Annotated in this window: 20 protein-coding genes; 9 read left to right on the top strand and 11 right to left on the bottom strand. The window is 55.3% G+C overall.

All coding sequences use genetic code 11. The features are described from left to right. Positions 1–43: 43 nt before the first annotated feature. The 8 genes from AC3CHX_RS19165 to AC3CHX_RS19130 form a co-directional block, all read right to left on the bottom strand. Positions 44–778: an amino acid ABC transporter ATP-binding protein gene (locus tag AC3CHX_RS19165; RefSeq protein ID WP_488629610.1), complete on the bottom strand. Its 735-nt coding sequence runs from the start codon at positions 776–778 to the stop codon at positions 44–46. Further along, the gene (gltK, locus tag AC3CHX_RS19160; protein ID WP_488629609.1) at positions 775–1,458 is read right to left on the bottom strand and encodes a glutamate/aspartate ABC transporter permease GltK; all 684 of its coding nucleotides are present in this window, start codon (positions 1,456–1,458) and stop codon (positions 775–777) included. The genes AC3CHX_RS19165 and gltK overlap by 4 nt, the downstream gene beginning before the upstream one ends. 20 nt (positions 1,459–1,478) lie before the next feature. Further along, positions 1,479–2,207, bottom strand: coding sequence for an amino acid ABC transporter permease (locus tag AC3CHX_RS19155; RefSeq protein ID WP_488629608.1), 729 nt, complete (start codon positions 2,205–2,207; stop codon positions 1,479–1,481). Further along, complete coding sequence (locus AC3CHX_RS19150) at positions 2,204–2,791, bottom strand: carboxymuconolactone decarboxylase family protein (RefSeq protein ID WP_488629607.1); 588 nt, start codon at positions 2,789–2,791, stop codon at positions 2,204–2,206. Before AC3CHX_RS19150 ends, AC3CHX_RS19155 begins: the two co-directional genes overlap by 4 nt. Before the next feature lie 52 nt (positions 2,792–2,843). Further along, positions 2,844–3,749 (bottom strand): transporter substrate-binding domain-containing protein, encoded by a 906-nt coding sequence (locus AC3CHX_RS19145; protein ID WP_488629606.1) that lies wholly within the window; start codon positions 3,747–3,749, stop codon positions 2,844–2,846. Positions 3,750–3,825: 76 nt separating this feature from the next. Continuing rightward, positions 3,826–5,157, bottom strand: a complete 1,332-nt coding sequence (locus AC3CHX_RS19140; protein ID WP_488629605.1) for an aspartate aminotransferase family protein — start codon at positions 5,155–5,157, stop codon at positions 3,826–3,828. Positions 5,158–5,600: 443 nt separating this feature from the next. After that, the gene (locus AC3CHX_RS19135; RefSeq protein ID WP_488644871.1) at positions 5,601–6,497 is read right to left on the bottom strand and encodes a MurR/RpiR family transcriptional regulator; all 897 of its coding nucleotides are present in this window, start codon (positions 6,495–6,497) and stop codon (positions 5,601–5,603) included. A gap of 132 nt (positions 6,498–6,629) precedes the next feature. Further along, entirely contained in the window at positions 6,630–7,334 is a 705-nt protein-coding gene (locus AC3CHX_RS19130) for a GntR family transcriptional regulator (RefSeq protein WP_488629604.1), read from the bottom strand. 184 nt (positions 7,335–7,518) lie between these two features. Here AC3CHX_RS19130 and AC3CHX_RS19125 point away from each other — a divergent pair, with 184 nt between their 5' ends. From AC3CHX_RS19125 to AC3CHX_RS19095, 7 genes are all read left to right on the top strand, one after another. Beyond that, positions 7,519–8,736, top strand: a complete 1,218-nt coding sequence (locus AC3CHX_RS19125) for a CaiB/BaiF CoA transferase family protein (protein ID WP_488629603.1) — start codon at positions 7,519–7,521, stop codon at positions 8,734–8,736. Between the two features lie 13 nt (positions 8,737–8,749). Then, complete coding sequence (locus AC3CHX_RS19120; RefSeq protein ID WP_488629602.1) at positions 8,750–9,502, top strand: enoyl-CoA hydratase/isomerase family protein; 753 nt, start codon at positions 8,750–8,752, stop codon at positions 9,500–9,502. Between the two features lie 96 nt (positions 9,503–9,598). Next, positions 9,599–10,618 (top strand): TRAP transporter substrate-binding protein, encoded by a 1,020-nt coding sequence (locus tag AC3CHX_RS19115; protein WP_488629601.1) that lies wholly within the window; start codon positions 9,599–9,601, stop codon positions 10,616–10,618. An 8-nt stretch (positions 10,619–10,626) separates the two neighbouring features. Next, positions 10,627–11,208, top strand: coding sequence for a TRAP transporter small permease (locus tag AC3CHX_RS19110; protein WP_488644870.1), 582 nt, complete (start codon positions 10,627–10,629; stop codon positions 11,206–11,208). Next, positions 11,205–12,554 (top strand): TRAP transporter large permease, encoded by a 1,350-nt coding sequence (locus AC3CHX_RS19105; protein ID WP_488629600.1) that lies wholly within the window; start codon positions 11,205–11,207, stop codon positions 12,552–12,554. Before AC3CHX_RS19110 ends, AC3CHX_RS19105 begins: the two co-directional genes overlap by 4 nt. A gap of 284 nt (positions 12,555–12,838) precedes the next feature. Next, positions 12,839–13,543, top strand: a complete 705-nt coding sequence (locus tag AC3CHX_RS19100; RefSeq protein ID WP_488644869.1) for a glutathione S-transferase N-terminal domain-containing protein — start codon at positions 12,839–12,841, stop codon at positions 13,541–13,543. Positions 13,544–13,831: 288 nt separating this feature from the next. Then, complete coding sequence (locus tag AC3CHX_RS19095) at positions 13,832–14,140, top strand: DUF1272 domain-containing protein (RefSeq protein ID WP_488629599.1); 309 nt, start codon at positions 13,832–13,834, stop codon at positions 14,138–14,140. Positions 14,141–14,247: 107 nt separating this feature from the next. Here the strand turns inward: AC3CHX_RS19095 and AC3CHX_RS19090 are convergent, their stop codons facing one another. Continuing rightward, complete coding sequence (locus AC3CHX_RS19090) at positions 14,248–15,558, bottom strand: homoserine dehydrogenase (RefSeq protein WP_488629598.1); 1,311 nt, start codon at positions 15,556–15,558, stop codon at positions 14,248–14,250. Positions 15,559–15,877: 319 nt separating this feature from the next. On the opposite strand from AC3CHX_RS19090, the gene AC3CHX_RS19085 reads away from it, so the two are divergent. Then, positions 15,878–16,741, top strand: coding sequence for a patatin-like phospholipase family protein (locus AC3CHX_RS19085; RefSeq protein WP_488629597.1), 864 nt, complete (start codon positions 15,878–15,880; stop codon positions 16,739–16,741). 212 nt (positions 16,742–16,953) lie between these two features. Further along, a complete protein-coding gene (gene ppa, locus AC3CHX_RS19080; protein WP_488629596.1) occupies positions 16,954–17,496 on the top strand; it encodes an inorganic diphosphatase in 543 nt (180 codons plus the stop codon). A 73-nt stretch (positions 17,497–17,569) separates the two neighbouring features. Here ppa and AC3CHX_RS19075 read toward each other — a convergent pair whose 3' ends face one another. Next, positions 17,570–18,451 (bottom strand): EamA family transporter, encoded by an 882-nt coding sequence (locus AC3CHX_RS19075; protein WP_488629595.1) that lies wholly within the window; start codon positions 18,449–18,451, stop codon positions 17,570–17,572. Positions 18,452–18,596: 145 nt separating this feature from the next. Next, positions 18,597–19,784 carry a GNAT family N-acetyltransferase gene (locus AC3CHX_RS19070; RefSeq protein WP_488629594.1) on the bottom strand — a complete coding sequence of 396 codons (1,188 nt, stop codon included), beginning with the start codon at positions 19,782–19,784 and terminating at the stop codon, positions 18,597–18,599. Between the last annotated feature and the right edge of the window lie 34 nt (positions 19,785–19,818).

Below are 19,818 nucleotides of genomic sequence, written 5' to 3'. Positions count from 1 at the left end.
GCACGATAGGGGCGATACGCGGGACGGCCTGCTATGCCGTGACTTAGTGCACCAGGATTTTTGATAAAAAAGACTGTGCCCGGCCAGAGCGATTGGCCTGTTTGCCGAAAAATTCCTCTTTGGCGCAATCTTCGACAATGCTGCCCTGATCCATAAAAATCACACGGTTGGCGACTTTTTTAGCGAAGCCCATTTCGTGCGTGACACACACCATGGTCATTCCTTCCTTCGCCAGTCCCACCATGACGTCCAATACCTCATTCACCATTTCCGGATCAAGTGCAGAAGTTGGCTCATCAAACAGCATGCAGATCGGATCCATCGATAGTGCGCGGGCGATGGCAACACGCTGTTGCTGACCACCCGAGAGTTGTCCAGGAAATTTATCGGCATGCGTTTTTAGTCCAACGCGCTGCAAATATTTCAAGCCATATTCTGTCGCTTGCACCTTGTTGCGACCGAGGACCTTGATTTGCGCGATGCTGAGATTGTCGATAATGCTTAAATGCGGGAAAAGTTCGAAATGTTGGAAAACCATGCCGACACGCGAGCGTAATTTTGGTAGGTTGGTTTTCGGATCTCCAACCGATATTCCATCAATGCTGATTGTTCCTTCCTGAAATGGCTCCAGCGCATTAATCGTTTTTATCAGGGTCGATTTTCCTGAGCCGGACGGTCCGCAAACGACAACAACTTCACCCTTGTTTACTGAGGCCGTACAGTCCGACAAGACTTTAAACTGGCCGTACCACTTGGAGATATTTTTTATGTCGATCATGCCGATACTTTCTTTTTAAACCGTTTGACGAATAAGGAAATGCTAAAGCAAATAGCAAAGTAGACCGCGCCGGCAAAAAACAGCAATTCAATCAGGTGCCCATTGGTTTCGCCGATGCTGTACGCGCGTCCGAAGAAATCGGCCAATGCGCTCACATACACGAGGGACGTATCCTGAAACAAAATAATCCCTTGCGTGAGTAACAGCGGCAGCATGTTTCGGAATGCTTGCGGCAGGATGATCAGCCGCATTGCCTGGCCATAGTTCAGGCCGAGTGCAAACGCGGCACTGAATTGTCCGCGCGCCACGCTCTTGATGCCGGCGCGAATAATTTCCGAGTAATATGCCGCCTCGAACAGCGCAAATGCCACCAGCGCCGACGTCATCCGCAGGTCGCTGGATGCCGATAAGTGAAACACTTTCTGAAGGAATTGCGGCACGATCAGGAAGAACCACAACAACACCATGACCAAAGGGACAGAGCGAAACAGGTTGACGTATCCTGCCGCAAACCATTGCAATGCCTTGTTGTCCGAGAGGCGCATGATTGCCAGCAGCGTGCCCCAGACAATGCCGAAGACAATGGCGATGAGCGTAATTTCCAGCGATATCAGCATGCCGTCGCCGAGCACCTTGATGGCTGCTGGGGTAATTGCACTGAAATCAAATTGATAAGCCATGGGGATTCCTTGTTTAGGACTTATTTACCGCCGATGTAGCCGGGCAGGCTGGTGCGGCCTTCGATCCAGCGCATGCCTGTCATCACCGTTGCATTGATGAGCATGTAGCTGAAGGTGACGGCGATGAAGGCTTCGTATGGTTGTGCCGTGTAGTCAACCAGCTGACGTCCCTGCGCAGCCAGTTCGAGCAGGCCGATAGTGGATGCGACAGCCGAGTTCTTAAAAACACTCATAAACTCGGAAGTCAGCGGCGGCAGAATGATGCGCAACGATACCGGTAGCAAGACATATCGATAGGTCTGCGCCAAGGTGAATCCCATGGCCAGTCCGGCATTTTTTTGTCCAGGAGGCAGGGCGTCGAGACCAGCTCTGACTTGTTCGCAAACGCGCGCCGCCGTAAAGCTGCCGAGACACAGCATGGCGGTGATGAATTGCTGCGCTAGCGGGCTCATGCTTTTGATGGTGTCGCCGAAGGGCAAAATTTCCGGCATCGCGAAATACCAGATGAATAATTGCACGAGCAGCGGTACGTTACGAAACAGTTCCACATAACACGTCGCAAAACCAGCGAGCAACTTGCTAGGCGCCGTCCTGAATATGCCTAACACCGTGCCGAGCACGATTGCGATCAGCCATGCCGACAGACCGAGCGCCAGCGTGATCGACAAACCGGAGAGCAGCCAGTCGAAATAAGTTTGATTTCCGGCCGCCGAGTGCCCCAATATGGCCCAATTCCAGTGGTAATTCATGATCCGTCCTTACCGCTAGAAGTTGGCTCTGCAAACGGAAGATCCACTTGTCCCTTGGCGCGCATATCGAAACAATTCAAGGTCATGGCGACCAGGGCGTAATAACCCAATAATCCGACCAGATTGACGACCACCGGCAGGCCGAAGGTCTGACGCGCGGCCCAGAAAGTCGCGTCCGTTACCCGTTTTTTCTCATAAAGCTCGGACGCAAATTTCCAAACGATGCGCTCGTCTTCATTGATAAAATCCGGTGTCATTCCTTGCCGCAACTGCTCCGCAACCGCGGCGGAAAGTCCGGCATCCAATGCGATCGGCAAATGAATATGCCATTCCGCCTGCGACTGCCATAGTGCTGCGGTGGTCAGAATGGCCAATTCCGACAAGCGTAGCGGAAGCCCGGTTTGGTAGCGACAGTAGGCGCCGAGTTGTTGCGCAAGCTGTCCCAGTTCCGGGCTATGAATCCAGCTGATGAATGGGCCATCCAGATTTTTTCTTGGCCCGGCCAGTATCGTATCTAACAGCGCCCGCTGTTCCGGGGTGGCCTGTTCTGGTTGAAACTCGGGCAGTCGATGTGTTGGGTGCATGTCAATTCCTGTCGAGGATGGAAGCACACCGAGTGATTCCATCGCTTGCTTCTCAGTCCATCGGCTTGTCGCTTGGGGCGCTGTATAACTTACGCACCTGTTCAGGCATCGGAAAATTGAAGTTGATATTCTTCGGTGGAATAGGCGTGGTAAACCATTTTGCGTAGATCTTGTTGATCTCGCCGCTTTTCATCAGCCCGCTTAACGTCGTGTCGACCAGTTGCTTGAACTGCGGGTCATCCTTGCGCACCATGAAGCCGTAAGCTTCGGTGGTTAAATGTGCTCCGGTCAGTACCCAGTCCGCAGGTTTTTGTGCGGTCGTTCGCGCACCTGCCAGCAGGACGTCATCCATCACATACGCGGCAACACGACCGGATTGCAGCATCAGAAATGCTTCGCCATAGTCCTTGGCACTTTGAATCTGCATGTTCATGTGTTGTCGTTCGTTCATCGTGCGTAAAAGAGGTTCTGACGAGACTCCTGCGTTGGTCACGACCGCTTTGCCGGCCAGGTCGGGGAAGTCTTTGATGCCACTGTCTTTGCGCGTCAATATCCGGCTGCTGGCGACGAAGAACGATGTGTTGAAAGAGACTTGCTGCCAGCGCTCTTTGAGATTGCTGGTGACGCCGCACTCCAGATCGATAGTGCCGTTCTGCAGCAGCGGCATACGGTTTTGCGACGTCACCGGGATCATCCGCACTTCAAGACTGGGTACATTCAGTTTCGTCTTGACGCTCTCTATGACCTTTTGGCAAAGATCCTGCGAGTAGCCGATGACCTTCTGGTTTTCATCGTAGTAAGAAAACGGAATGGAGCCGGTACGATGACCAATGGCGATGACATTGCCGTCCTTGATTTTTTGCAATGTGGGGCCGAGTCCTGCGTCGGCGGCCTGAACGGATGCGCAAGCCGACAACATGACGAAGACGGCTGCGAAGGGCAAGGTGCATAGTTTCATTTCAATTCCTCTCGTAATGGGTAAAGCATCTCGTGGAGCATTTGTTGTATATGAGACTAGGGACAGCGCTTGGGTTTTACATATGAACTCCGGTGGCGGCATTGATTGCCGGAGCCAGCAGATCAACGATCTTGTCGATGTCTGCGGCCGTACTGATGAACGGCGGCGCGATCAGCACGTGGTCGCCTTGCTTGCCATCGATGGTTCCGCCCATCGGATAAACCAGCAAGCCACGCTTCATTGCCTCGCTTTTGACGAGACTATGGGTGCGTTTTTCAGGGTCCAGCGCTGCCTTGCTTACTCGGTCCGCGACCAACTCAACCCCGACCAGCAAGCCGCGCCCCCGGATATCGCCGATATGCGGATGATCGGCAAATACTTCCCGCAGCCTTGAGCGCAGTTGTTCTCCGCGCTCCAGCACATTGCTTAGTAAATTTTCTTCCTTGACGGTTTGCTGGACCGCCAGTGCGGCAGCACATGCGGTTGCATGGCCGATGTAAGTATGTCCATGCTGAAAAAATCCGGAACCGTGGATGACGGCGTCGAATATTTTGTCGTTGCTGATCATGGCGCCGATCGCTTGATAGCCGGCGCCCAACCCTTTGGCTATTACCAGGATATCGGGCGCGACCTGATCCTCTTCGCACGCGAATAAATACCCGGTTCGCCCCATGCCGGACATCACTTCATCCAGGATCAGCAAGACGCCGTACTTATCGCAAACAGCGCGTATTTTCTTGAAATATGCGCCCACCGGCGGCACCGCGCCTGCCGTCGCGCCAACCACGGTTTCCGCGACAAAGGCCGCAACCTTGTCGCTTCCCAGTTCAAGGATTTTTGATTCAAGTTCAGCGGCCAGACGTTGCACATAGTCGGCGTCCGTTTCGCCGCTGAGTTGATCGCGGTATGCGTAGCATGGGGAAACGTGGTGTGCCGTTATCAGTAACGGTAAAAAAGCTTCTCTGCGCCACGCGTTGCCGCCAATTGCCAGCGCCCCCAGCGTATTGCCGTGATAACTCTGGTGGCGTGCGATGAAGTATTGGCGCTGATATTGCCCAATTTCCACGAAGTATTGCCGTGCCAGTTTCAATGCGGCTTCCACTGCTTCCGAGCCGCCGGACAAGAAATAGACGTGATTCAGATTGCCCGGCGCTGCCGCGGCCAGATTGTCTGCGAGCGCTTCAGCGGGTTCATTTGTGAAAAATGAAGTATGCGCATACGCCAGCGATTCCACTTGTTTCTTGATCGCTTCAATCACGCGTGGATGCCCGTGTCCGAGGCAGGAAACCGCGGCGCCGCCACAAGCATCGATATAGCGCCGTCCTTGCCGGTCGATAAGTTCGATGCCGTTCCCGGCGACCGCAACCGGAAGCGTCTGTTTAGGATTGCGATGAAATATGTGCGTCATTGAATCCGCCCTTTTATGTCGTATGAGGATTGTTGCTGCAACGTTTGTAGCATTGCAGGGGTAGAGGAACTATAGATTAAAAAAAATGGATATGCAACGTTTGTTGCGCATTTATATAAAAAAATACCGTATGTTGCACGCTGGCAAGTGTGCCCGATTTTGGTGCGGACAAAGAAAGGTGATGCTGCGCAGGGCTCAGCAATGCTTTTGAGGGAAGAAGGTGTGTTACCGCACGAAAAAATGCTGGTGCAAACTTGTCTCTGCGGCATTTAACCTAAGAGCGGCAATCGTCCGCTTGCCGCCGCTTGGAAAGACGCATCAATCCAGCCCCACACTTGGGGGCGTCCAATCGTCTTTTTTCAGGTTTGAGCCAGGCCAGACTGTGATCGCGTTGTCAGGGAGGTGTTGCAACGATTGTTGCAATATGACGTTGCGGTGGGGGATTACCTGTTTTGTGATTTCAGGTAGGTGCCGGCTTTATACAACGCTTCTTCGGCTTCTTCGAGGCGTCTTACAGCCTGATCGTCGTCCAGGGAGATGATCAGCCCGATCAGGCTTTCAGCCACTGCGATGGCAGCAGACATGGAGGGGAAAAACGACGGACTCTCATGCGCGAACAGAATTGTATGATCTGCTTTCAGGGCGATGGGGGCGACGACGCTGTCGGTGAGCGCAATTAACTTTGCCCCCGCATTCTTGGCGGCTTCGGCCACACGAACGATCTCTGCCGAGTAGGGCGCAAAACTAATGGCGATGACGGCATCCTGTGATGTCAGTCCGCGCAACTCCATATCCAGCAGCCCGGCACCGCCACTGATCAAGCTGACGGAGGGACGAAACAAGCGGTAAAGATAGTGGAGTAAAAATGCGATTGAAAACGCTGAAAGAAATCCGGCAATATGGACGTGCCGCACCTTGGACAAGGTTTTGGCGGCTTTCAATAAATCATCTGCATTTTTGGGTTCGGACGCATCAAGATTCGCGCGTTGCGCATCAAATAACTCGGCAATCAGGATGTCGCTGTTATTCCGCTTGACGAGCCCCTTTGCTTTGTAGGCATACGCTTTAGGCGAGCCTGCCAAGCGTGAAACAAACAGGGCGCGCAACTCGCCCCAGCCTGGGAATCCAAGATATTGCGAGAGGCGGACCAAGGTGGAAGGCTGGACTCCGGCACGGGTCGCAATAGCGCGCATCGTGGAGACGGCCACTTCGCCGGGGTTGTCTAATAAAAATGCTGCCCCGGTTTGAAATTGCGGGCGCATCTCGGAAAACCGCTCACGGATCAATGCTTCGACCTGGGAGAAAGAAGCAGGCGCGATATCGGGCGCGGAATCAGTCATAAGCATGAACGGAAAATCAGGTGGAAAGTAGTAATAGTAACTCGCGCGAACGGATTACCGGGCGCAATAACGCGCAACAATCCGGCCCGCATCACGTTCCGAGTTCTGGACGGCAGCGGCTGAACCCTGTGATCAGCGCCGTTTGGCAGCGCCTTTAGGCGTGGCATGGTCTTGCTTCATCAAGCCTGGAATGCGCGCGAGCAGTTCCAGGAAATCTTTGCTCGAACCGGAGATATGTTCAAGCATCTGGCGATATGCCTCCTCGGCATTGCCGACAAGAATGGCGTCCAGGATTTTCCCATGATCGCTATACGACGTCTTGATACGCCCCTGTTCCTGAAAGACGCTCCGGCGATACACCTTGGTACGGCGCCGGATCGATAAAATCTGTTCGGTCAAATAAGCGTTGAGAGAGGCCGCATAAATGATCCCGTGCCATTCGAGGTTATAACGCTCGTAGGCCGGCGCGTCTTCGCTGTTGGCAACGGCTTCTGCCGCGGCGTGCAGCGCTTTCAGTTTCTCGCGGTCCTCGGCCCGCATGCGGCGCGTGGCAAGTTTGACGCAAGCCGCTTCCATTTCAGCCAACACTTCCAGCATCGACAGCAAATCCTGCGGAGACATGCGCGCCACATATGTTCCGGAGCGCGGAATGATGGTGATCAAGCCATGCGACGCCAATTGCAATATGGCCGTCCGGACCGGCGTCCGGGACACCTTGAAGCGTGTCATCAGCTCGGTTTCATCTAGCGGCTCACCCGGAGGGCGTATCCCGCTATTGATCTCGTGTTCGAGTTCGCGTCGCACTCTTTCGACGGCGCTTTCCTTGGTCGACTGCATTGTTTCCTTCTTCACTTCAGAATTATTTTCAAAATTATATGTTATCCGATCCTGATGCAAGAAAATACAAAACTGCATTTGTAAAACTTCATATTGTTAAACTGAAATTTCAGATGTATTATTCAAAATAACAAATCACCAGCGCCAGGACCCGTTTCTGGTGCAGAACAATGAGGAGACTAACTTGGCTTTGCCTTTAGCAGGAATTCAGGTCGTTGATTTGACCCGCGCGTTATCCGGCCCGTTTTGTTCGATGATTCTTGCGGATCTCGGGGCCGACGTCATCAAAGTCGAGCCTATGGCTAGCGGCGACATGGCCCGTACCTGGGGACCGTTCGACCAGGGCCAGAGCGCCTACTATTTATCCACCAATCGGAATAAGCGCGGCATCGCGCTGAATTTCCGCGATGCGCGTGGCCTGGCGTTGATCCGTCGCATGGCCGCCAGCGCGGATGTCGTGCTGGAAAACTTCAAGTCGGGCGTGATGGAAGACATGGGATGCGGCCATGCGCAATTATCCAAGGAGAATCCCGGGCTCGTGTTCGGCAGCATCACGGGATTCGGCAGCGACGGTCCGCTGGGAAGCTGGCCGGGATTCGACCAGATCGCCCAGGGTTACTCGGGACTCATGAGCCTGACCGGTCAAGTGGAAAGCGGGCCGACGCGGGTAGGTACCGCCATCGGCGATCTGACCTCGGGAATGTGGACTGCGATGGGCATACTTGCCGCACTGTTTAGCCGTCAGCAAAGCGGGCAAGGTCAACGCGTCGAAACCTCTCTGCTGGCGAGCCTGATCGGTTTGCTCGGCGTCCAGGGCCAACGTTATCTCAGCCTGGGAGAAGTACCCGAGCCCACCGGCAACGCGCACTCCGTGATCGCGCCGTATGGCGTTTTCGCAACCAAGGACGGTCCGCTCAACATTGCTCCCGCGACGTCCGATATGTGGCTGAAGCTATGCAAGCTCTTGCAATTGGAAGCCTTGCCCGGAGATGCGCGCTTTGGGGACAACGCCGCACGGGTAAAGCATCGCGACGCACTGCGCCTGATCATTGAGGCGCGACTAAAGCTGCGCACGAAAATGGCTTGGACGGAAGCGATGATCGCGCTCGGCATTCCCGCCGGACCGATCAACAATCTGGCCGATGTCTTCAAGGACCCTCAGGTCCGGCACAGCCGTTTGGTCGAAGAAATCCGGCATCCGCTGTTAGGCGCGCTTAAGCAAGTTGCCAATCCGATCAAGCTCGCCGCCTTCGCCGAAGGCAGCGTGCGCATGCCACCGCCGCTGTTGGGCGAACATACTTTCGAGGTGCTGACCGAGTTCGGCTATGCCGACGATCAATTGCAACAACTCGCGCTTGACGGCGTCATCGCCCAATACCGGGGCGCCAACGCCGAGTCCTGAAAGGCAGAAAAAAATGACACTGACCAACACGCTTCCCGATGCGAGCCCGAGCCTGGAATACGTCGGCGCGACCGCGACGATTCTGCTCCGGCGTCCGCGCCAACATAACCGGATCGATCCCGATGATATCGCCGTGATCCGCGCGCATCTGGAGGCAATTCAACAGCGCAGCGACATGCGGGTCGTGGTGTTTACCGGACTCGGCGAGAAGACGTTCAGCTCCGGCTACACGGTGCAGGCCATCGTCGAAAAGCTGGACAGGAGTTTCGAAGAAATGCTCGATGCGGTGGAGAACTATCCGCTGCCGACGATTTGCGCGCTGAACGGCAGCGTCTATGGCGGCGCCACCGATCTGGCATTGTGCTGCGATATCCGCATCGGCGTGCGGCCTTCCCGGATGTTCATGCCGGCTGCGAAATTCGGCCTGCATTACTACCCGGGCGGACTACGGCGCTATGTGACGCAATTGGGACCAAGCGAGACAAAACGGCTGTTCCTGAGCGCCGCCGCGATTGATGCAGAGGAAATGTTGCGCATCGGGTTTTTGAACGAGTTGCTTGAGCGCGAACAGTTACCGGCCAGGGTGCGCGACTATGCAGACGCTATCGCAGCCTGCGAACCGCTGACCGTCATGTCGCTGAAACGGCAGATCAATGCGATTGCAGCAGGCGACCCGACAGCCGCCACGTCCCGCGATGATCACGAGCGTTCCTTGCGTTCGGGAGAACTCAAGCGTCGCGTCGCAGCTGCGGCCAAGCGCGATTGACATCCGCGCCAGTTGCGCGACCGCAGGCCCGTTGCTCATGGGAAGGTATTTGAAATAAAAGCTTTCATAACATGTTGCCAAAAAAAAGGAGATCGTATGTCTTTAACGAAGCGCAGGGCCATTCTCGGCGCCATTGCCCTCACGCCGCTGCTGTCCATCGAGTCGGTCTGGGCGCAAACCACCACCTTGAAAATTTCTCATCAATTTCCCGGCGGAACCGTGAGCGAAGGCGACTTCCGAGATCGAATGTGTCGTAAGTTTGCAGCGGAAGTCGAACAGCGCACCAATGGAGGGCTCAAGTTCGAGATCTATCCAGGCGCATCATTGATGAAGACCAACGCGCAGTTTTCCGCGCTGCGCAAGGGCGCGCTGGACATGTCGCTGCTGGCGCTGTCGTATGCGGGCGGCGAAGTGCCGGAAGTGAATATCGGATTGATGCCTGGCCTGGTCACCTCGTATGAGCAAGGCTACGGCTGGAAAAATGCGGAGGTTGGCAAAGAGTTGTCCAGGATTTTGCACGACAAGGGCCTGGTGGTGGTCAGCTGGATCTGGCAGGCCGGCGGGGTCGCCTCAAGAACCAGGCCGATTATCGATCCAGCGGACGTGAAGGGCATGAAAATCCGTGGCGGTTCGCGCGAGATGGATCTGATTTTGAAGGAGGCCGGGGCAGCGGTTGTGACCTTGCCGTCCAACGAAATCTATGCCGCCATGCAAACCGGTGCGATGGACGCCGCATTGACCTCGTCCACCTCGCTGATGTCTTTCCGTCTGGAAGAAGTGTCGAAGAATTTAACCAGCGGTCGCAACAAGGCTTACTGGTTCATGTTTGAGCCATTGATGATGTCCCGGGCCATCTTCGACAAACTCAGCACAGCGCATCAGGCAGCAATCATGGCGGTAGGTGCCGGCCTGGAGCAGTTCGCCCGCAAGGCGGCGCAACAGGATGATGCATTGGTGGCGGCGGTGTTTCAAAAGAGCGGCGCCAAAGTGGTCGATCTGGATGAAGCCAGCGTCAGGAAATGGCAGGCCATCGCACGTACCACGGCCTGGAAAGACTACGCGGCGAAAAATGATAACTGCGCCAAACTACTCAGGCTGGCGGAGAAAACCCTATGAGCCGCGGTATGCATCACGGCCTTGAAGCCGCGCATCCCAAGGCGCCAGCCATACCGGACGCGCCATTCGTCGCCAGCTTGTCGCGCGTGCTTGGCGCGATCAATCGCGCCGTGCTGAGCATGTCAATGGGGGCGCTGGTGCTGACGGCGTTGATATTCACCTACTCGGTCGTGACACGTTATTTCTTCAACGTGCCAACCGATTGGCAGGATGAGGCGTCGGTTTTCATGTTGGTCGGCGTGACCTTTTCCTGCGCCGCCTATGTGCAGTCCTATCGCGGTCATATCGGCATTGAGGCGCTGTCGTCGATACTGCCGGCATCGGTCAATGCGGTGCGCCTGTTCATGGTGGATGTGGTGTCCTTCCTGTTCTGCACCTTCTTCTCCTGGAAATCATGGACTTTGTTCTATGAGGCGCTGAAAGACGGGCAAACCACCTCATCGACTTTTGCACCGCCGCTGTGGATTCCCTACGCGATGATGGCGGCAGGAATGACTTTGCTGACGCTGCAAATTCTTGTGCAGGTGTTGACGCGGGCCACCAACGCCACCAACGCAACCAACCCAACCAAAAACCGGGAGGCACGATGAGTGCGCTGACTATCGGGGTCCTGTATGGCATCGTCACGCTGGTTGTCATGTTTTCCGGCATGCCGATAGCATTTGCGCTGGGTGTGGTGGCGACTGGCTTCATGTATTTCCTGATGCCCGCTTCCGCGCTGGATACCGTGACACAGAACGTGTATGAAGAATTGGCCTCGATCACCTTATTGTCTATCCCGTTGTTTATCCTGAAAGGGGCGGCAATCGGAAAATCTCCGGCCGGCAAGGATCTGTATTCGGCTATCCACGTGTGGTTCAGTCGCGTTCCCGGCGGCTTGGGTATCGCCAACGTGTTTGCTTGCGCGCTGTTCGCCGCGATGGCGGGTTCATCGCCGGCGACCTGTTCTGCGATCGGTTCCGCAGGGATCCCGGAAATGCGCCGCCGCGGCTATTCGCCCGGGTTTGCCGCCGGCATCATTGCGGCTGGCGGCACCCTGGGGATTTTGCTGCCGCCTTCCATCACGATGATCCTGTATGCGGTAGCAGCGGAGCAATCGCTGGGCCGCCTGTTCCTGGCCGGCGTCGGGCCGGGGATATTGCTGGTTGGTTTGTTTGCCGGGTATGCCGTGTATCGGGCCAAAAAAGAATACAGGGTCGCGCTGGAGGTGTACCAGGGTGGCGGTCTGAAATCTGCCTATCTGGACGAGGAGCATTTCACTTTTTCGCATAAGGTTGAAATGCTGCCGCGGGTGCTGCCGTTTGTCGTGCTGCTGATCGGCGTGATGGTGGCGTTATATGGCGGCTATGCGACACCCTCCGAGACTGCCGGTCTGGGCGCGTTGCTGGCAATGGTGTTGGTGGCGATCGTCTATGGCCTCTGGAAACCGAAAGACCTGACACCGATTCTCGGTTCCGCGATCAAGGAATCGACCATGCTGTTGCTGATCATCGGGATGTCATTATTGTATTCGTACGTGATGAGCTACCTCCATATCAGTCAATCTGCCGCGCAATGGGTGGTCGGATTGCATTTGTCAAAATGGCTATTGCTGGCAGTGATCTTGGCTATGGTCGTGGTGTTTGGATTTTTTCTGCCGCCGGTGTCGATTATCTTGATGACAGCGCCGATCATTTTGCCGCCGCTGAAGGCGGCCGGCTTCGACTTGATCTGGTTTGGCGTAGTGATGACGATCGTCATGGAAATGGGCTTGATTCATCCACCCGTGGGATTGAATATCTTCGTCATCAAGAACATTGCGCCGGATATTCCTTTGTCCGATGTCATTCGGGGAGTCCTGCCGTTTGTGGCGTTGATGTTCGTCGCCATCGTGTTGTTGTGTCTCTTCCCCGGCATTGCAGTGGGATTGCCGACTATTCTTATGGGAGTGAAATAACGGCGCGCGTCCGATGGCATTGACTGACGGGGGCGGGTATCTCGAGCGGGACTGACGGAATGGCCGCTCCTTCTCGGACGCGGCGGCTTTCCGGAATTTGGCACCCATACGGCATATTGGGCAGACGTTGGTCCAACGATTCGCAGATGCAGCGCAAAGAAAGCGAACAGCCGCACCGACGAACGCTATTTCCGATACTCTATATGGCTCGTAAAATTGACTGCCTTCGGTGCGTCGATTTTCTGAATTTTCATACAGCCCCATATTTGCCTGGAGGACTCACCTTGACCGAACTTTCCGCTTTCCCCATCACCAAAAAATGGCCAGCCCGGCATCCCGACCGCATCCAGCTGTATTCTCTGCCCACCCCGAATGGCGTCAAGGTCTCGATCATGCTTGAAGAGACCGGCCTGCCTTACGAGCCGCATCTGGTCCGCTTCGAGGCAAATGACCAGATGTCGACAGAGTTCCTGTCGCTCAATCCCAACAACAAGATCCCGGCCATCCTCGATCCGAACGGTCCGGGCGGCAAGCCGCTCGCTCTGTTCGAATCCGGTGCGATTCTGCTCTATCTCGCCGACAAGAGCGGGCAGTTCATGCCGCAGGATGCCGCCAGCCGCTATGAAACGATCCAGTGGCTGATGTTCCAGATGGGTGGTGTCGGCCCCATGTTCGGCCAGCTTGGCTTTTTCAATAAATTCGCTGGCAAGGATTACGCAGACAAGCGACCGCGCGACCGCTATGTCGCAGAGTCGAAGCGCCTGCTTGAGGTACTTAACCGGCGTCTTGCAGAGCGCCTCTGGATCATGGGTGATGTTTATACCATCGCCGATATGGCCACTTTTCCCTGGGTACGCAACCTGATCGGTTTCTATGAGGCCGGTGATCTGGTGGGAATCGCGGATTTCCCTCATGTCACACGGGCACTCGCTGCGTTTCTTGCGCGTCCGGCGGTCGCAAAAGGTATTGATATCCCCAAGCGGACCTGATCTCCGCAGAAGCTGGCCGATTGCACAGGTGGGGCGGAACGTAAAGCGCTTATCCATTGTTTGAACGAAAAAAACCCGCATCGCCTTTCGGCAGCGGGCTAAATCCACGCCTTAGGGATGCGTTGGAGGAGACGTTTTGAGGATAAGCTTTCAAACGCGGTTAAACCGTGCGTTAGCGAACATAGGTAGAAATTTTACATCTGGATTTGGCGTCCTCCGGTATATTGCAAGTTTTTATGCGGACCTTGCTGCCCGTGTAAACACTATTCGCCACCACGAGAGGACACGATGCTTGAACTCAGACCTACCTGCGAGCACTGCAACAAAGCGTTGCCGCCCGAGTCACTTGAAGCGCGCATTTGCTCCTACGAGTGCACATTTTGCGTAACGTGTGTCGATAATATTTTGGAGAATGTCTGCGCGAACTGCGGTGGTGGTTTCGCCCCCAGGCCAATCAGACCTGCGAAAAATTTAAAAGGCGACAACTTCCTTGGCAAAGATCCAGCGAGTACCAAGGTCAGACATAGGCCGGTCGCGCCTGAAGCGCATGCCCTATTCGCGGCCGCAATCAAGGCCATTCCGCCCGAGAAACGGTAGCATGCCAAGTTTGATGACAGCCAATATAAACAGTTAAAGACCAAGGGGAGCATGCGCCGCCAGAGCGGCTTTAACTACAGCCGGAACAACGCATTGACAAGGAAGCGCTAGGCCAATGCCTCCAGGCGTATCTTGGTAACCGCACCCACCACCGTCGGCAACGCCTCGATTTTCGTGATGACCGCTACAACATTCTTCTCTTGGGTCTGGTGCGTCAAAATGATGATGTTCGTCTGATTCTCGCCTTCTGCCGGCTCTTTTTGCAGCATGGCATCAATTGCAATCGACGCGTCTGCAAAAGTGCGCGTGACGTCAGCCAATACGCCCGGCTGGTCGACAACGTGCATGCGTAGATAGTAGCTGGTCGTGATTTCCGACATTGGCAGGATCGGCGTGTCAGGCATGGCATTCGGCTGGAATGCGAGATAGGGAACACGATGCTCAGGATCGGCAGTTGCCAGACGCGTGATATCGACCAGATCGGCGATGACCGCAGACGCAGTTTGTTCCGAGCCCGCCCCTGCGCCGTAGTACATCGTGATACCGGCGGCATCGCTTTTCACCATGATGCCGTTCATCGATCCTTCGACATTCGCGAGGAGTCGTTTGGCCGGCACCAATGCGGGATGCACGCGCATCTCAATGCCTTCCGGGGTACGTTTGGTGATGCCCAGCAGTTTGATGCGATAACCCAGACTTTCCGCATATTCGATGTCGATTGCTTCGAGATTGGCAATGCCTTCGATATGCACTTTGTCGAATTGAACCGGAATGCCGAACGCAATGGCTGACATGATCGTCAATTTGTGCCCGGCATCCACGCCTTCAATATCAAAGGTCGGGTCAGCTTCGGCATATCCAAGGCGCTGCGCTTCCTTCAGAACAACGCCGAAGTCCAAGCCTTTGTCACGCATCTCGGACAAAATGTAGTTAGTAGTGCCATTGATGATGCCAGCAACCCATTCTATGCGGTTGGCGGCCAAGCCTTCGCGCAATGCCTTGATGATGGGAATACTAACGGCAACCGCTCCTTCAAAAGCGACCGCGACTCCTTTTTCATATGCTGCCGCAAAAATTTCACTACCGTGCAATGCCAGTAATGCCTTATTGGCGGTCACGACATGCTTGCCGTTGGCAATCGCTTGTAGCACCAAGTCTTTAGCGATGGTGGTGCCGCCGATGACTTCCACCACAATATCAATATCCGGATGATTCACTACCTGCGCAGGATCGTTGACGATGTCTACCTCGTCGCCAACTATCTGCTGCGCGCGCAAAACGTTACGTGCGGCAACCATCACTATTTCAATAGGACGACCCGCTCTGCCGCTGATTTCTTTCTGGTTTCTCTTAAGTACGTTATATGTGCCCGCACCGACGGTACCTATGCCAAGCAAGCCAACTTTGATGGATTTCATAAATTAAATAGGTTTGTCCGGGCTGTTATTTTTTAATATCGGGTTCGATAGCTGGCTCGGCCCACAGCGATGCGAGTGCCGCGCACATCAAATCCAACACGAAGCGGATTCCAAATGCATAGTGTTACATAGTGTTTTGCCATGTGCCATCTTCCACTCGCGAATTTCTCCGCCTTGAACTTGATGCATTTACTAACGAGATGGCCGCTCCGTCCCAATTAGCCTCGGCGGCTATCCGCCGCTCTGGCACCCTGACGCATGGTGGGGTAGGCTATGTACATTGTCATGTATCTGTCTGTGGCCGTTTGCAGGTTGCCCTATGGAAAAGACCGCATTTGTATTCGCCGGTGGTGGAAGTCTTGGCGCAATCGAGGCTGGCATGTTGCGTGAGCTGATCGCTTCCGGCGTCCAGCCGGATTTCCTGGTCGGCGCGTCCGCCGGGGCCATCAATAGCGTGTTCTTTGCGTACCAGCCGCATCTGGCCGGTGCGCAGCGGCTGGAGTCGTTGTGGCGCGGTATCCGCCGCCAGCAGATCATGCCGTGGTCGATTCTCGCTATCCTTGGGGCGTTTCGCGCCAGGGGCACGCATCTGGTCAGTTCTACAAAATTACGCGCGCTTCTTTACGCGCAATTCGGGACCCGGTCGCTGGAGGAGTGCGATCTTCCGGTACATGTTGTCGCCACCAATATGAAAACCGGCAATGAAGTGGTTATTTCCACGGGCCCGGCAGTCGATGCGGTATTGGCAAGTACCGCTATTCCCGGCGTTTTCCCACCGGTGGCGCTGGCTGGCAATATGTTGATTGATGGCGGCGTTGCCAACAATACGCCGATATCGACTGCGATTCGGCTGGGCGCCACGCGCGTCATTGTGCTTACCACCGGGTTTACCTGTGCCGAGCGGCGTCAGCCGAAGGGCGCGCTTGAGCATGCCATGAGTGCGCTCAACCTGTTGGTAGCGCGTCAACTGGTGGCCGATCTGGAGCATTGGGCATCGCATGCTGCGATCGCGGTGGTGGCACCGCTCTGTCCGCTGGATATATCGCCGTATGACTACAGCCAGTGCGGCCTGCTGATAGACCGCGCGGCGGCGGAAACCCGCCGCTGGCTGGCGTCGGGCGGGCTGGATAGCCGCGACATCCCGGGCGCACTCCTGCCGCATTCGCATGCCGAACGCGATTAGCCCGAGTGTCCCGTTGGTCGCAAGATAAACATCTGATTTGCGTGCCGTTTAAGCGGATCAGCCCTCGCCATCGCGTTGCGAACATACTAACAACAGTAATTATTTGTCAACTTCCATGTGCGCAACTTAAAATGTTGCAGTGCATGATTCAGTCCAGACCCGTTATAATTTCGGGCTGACCGATTTTTTACCCTTTAAGACGAGAGCACAACATGAGCTTGAATGACGTATCCTCCGGGCGCGACCTGCCTAACGATTTCAATGTGATCATTGAGATCCCGATGAATGCCGATCCGATCAAGTACGAAGTCGACAAAGAATCCGGCGCGATTTTTGTTGATCGCTTCATGGGTACCGCGATGCACTATCCGTGTAATTACGGCTATATTCCGCAAACCTTGTCGGACGATGGCGATCCGGTTGACGTGCTGGTGATCACGCCGTTCCCGCTGTTCCCGGGCGTGGTGGTGCGTTGCCGCCCGATCGGTGTGTTGAAGATGTCGGATGAGGCGGGTCAGGATGCCAAGCTGCTGGCTGTGCCGGTCGATAAAGTGTTGAGTATCTACACCCATTGGCAAAAGCCGGAAGACATGAATGAATTGCGCCTGAAGCAGATCCAGCATTTCTTTGAGCATTACAAGGATCTGGAAAAGGGTAAATGGGTCAAGATTGATGGTTGGGGCGGTCCTGACGAAGCGCGCCAGGAAATCCTGGCGGGCGTTGCGGCATACCAGAAGACTTTGGAAGCTAAATAAGCTGGCCGAGATGGTTTTTTAAAAAGCGCACTTTGGTGCGCTTTTTTGGTTGTTGATATGCCAGCCCAGCCCTTTATTTTGCCGGCCTGAGCAGCAGCATCAGGCGCCCGCCAAACTGATTCAACGCCAGGCCGCTCAGCACGAGCAATCCAGCCGTGATTTTCCACCACTGCAACTGTTCGTCCAATACCAGCGCTGCGCTCAGCATGCCGACTACCGGTACCAATAGTGCAAATGGTGCGATGGTGGCGGTGGGGTATTTGCGCATCAGGATCGACCAGATGCCGAAGCCGACGATCGTATTTGGATACGATTGAAACAACACCGCACCAGCGGACCGCCAGTTGAAACGGGTCGCTGCAGCGGCCCAGGCTGCGGGGCCTTCCATCAGTAACGACGCCAGCAACAACGGCGGTACGGCAATCAGTGAGCCCCAGACTACCAGTGCCAGCGGATTGACTGTGCCGATGGTTTTGGTAACGATATTGGCCGCGGCCCAACTCAGGCCGGCGCCGACCACCAGCAAAAATCCGATCAGGGTAGCGCTGGCTTCCATGTGGGCGGCGACCAAGCCAATGCCTGCCAATGCAATAAATGCACCTATCAACTGTGCGGCGCGCGGGCGCTCCTTCAGTATCAGGACCGCCAGTCCGATGGTAAAGAACGCCTGTAATTGAATCACCAGCGACGCCAGACCGGCGGGAAAGCCTAGTTTCATGCCGGAGAAGAGTAACGCAAATTGCAGCGCAAATTGGAACAGGCCGTAACCGACCAGCAGACGCCAGGGGATTGCCGGGCGCTTAATGAAAAATACCAGCGGCAGCGCCGCGAAAATGAAACGCATGGCGGAGAATAAAAACGGCGGCAAGTCCTGCAGGCCGATCTTGATCACGACAAAATTGAAGCCCCAGATCGTGACGGTGAGGAGTGCGAGTAGGATGTCGGTCGGTTGCATATTGACGGCTTTGAAGGCGGAGCGACATCATACCAATTTGCGCGTGATCGCGAGCCGGCCTTGCTGATTCAAGCGGGAGCGCGGTCATCCGGGACTGTCATTTCGGCCAATGACAGAAATCGTCGGTCTCGCCGATAAAAAAAGCCTAGATCAAATCATCCGTCCTGAACGGATTGCGATCATTCAGTTCATCCATATAAGCGGCGATGCCATCGGTTTCGCGCTCCAGAAAATTGGCGACGGCATTGAAAAAATCAGGATGCGCCAGCCAATGCGCCGACCAGGTTTTTTGCGGCAGAAAGCCGCGTGCCATTTTGTGTTCGCCTTGTGCGCCGCCTTCAAAGCAGGCGATCTTTTGCGCGATGCAGAATTCCAGCGGCTGGTAATACGCGGTTTCAAAATGCAGGCAAGGGACTTCTTCAATCGCGCCCCAGTAGCGGCCATACAAGGTCGTATCGGTATGAATCAATAGCGAGGACGCAATCGGCCGGCCATCGCGTTCGGCCACGATCAGCAAAATATTCTGCGGCATGGTGGCGGCAATCCGCTGAAAGAATGCCAGGTTCAGATAGGGGGTTGAGTGGTGGGCTGCGTAGGTGCGGCGATAGCAGCGATTGAAAAACACCCAGTCGGCCTCGCTCGCGTCAATCCCGCGCACATGCCTGAAGCGGATGCCGGCATCGGCCACCTTACGCCGCTCGGCGCGGATGTTTTTGCGTTTTTTGCGTTCCAGCGTATCGAGAAACGCTTCAAAGTTGGGATAGCCCGGATTCAGCCAGTGGAACTGGACGCCGCTGCGCAGCAGAAAACCGGCTTGCTGGAGTGCTTCGGCCTGCGCGGCAGATGGATACAAAATATGGGTCGAGGAGGTCTGGCTATCTACCCGCAATGCCTTCAATACGCCGATCAGCGCTGCGCCAGAGGCCGCATCGCGTGCCAGCAGACGGCCGCCGGTCACCGGTGTGAACGGGATTGCCGAGAGCAGCTTGGGGTAATACTCCAGACCGCTGCGCTGATACGCATCGGCCCAGGCCCAGTCGAATACGTACTCGCCGTAAGAGTGATATTTCACATACAGCGGCAACGCTGCCATCAATTGCGGCGACGACGACGCGTCATCGGAGCCGTCGTCCCATAGCGTCAGATATTGCGGTTGCCAGCCGGATTTTTCAGAGGCGCAACCGGTTTCATGCAGTGCATGCAGGAAGGCGAACGACAGAAAGGGATTGGCGTCGGCTTGCAGGCCGAGCAGTTCATCCCAGGCGTACTGGCCGATTTCGTTCAAGGAAGAAACGATGCGCGTTGTGGTTGTCGATTTCGTTGGTTTAGTCAATGCAGTGGGGAATGCTGGAGGTTGCGGAGGATGG

It is taken from the genome of Glaciimonas sp. OK215, from assembly GCF_057787885.1.
The sequence above is the reverse complement of the archived record's forward strand: the minus strand, read 5'-3'. Positions and strand labels throughout refer to the sequence as shown.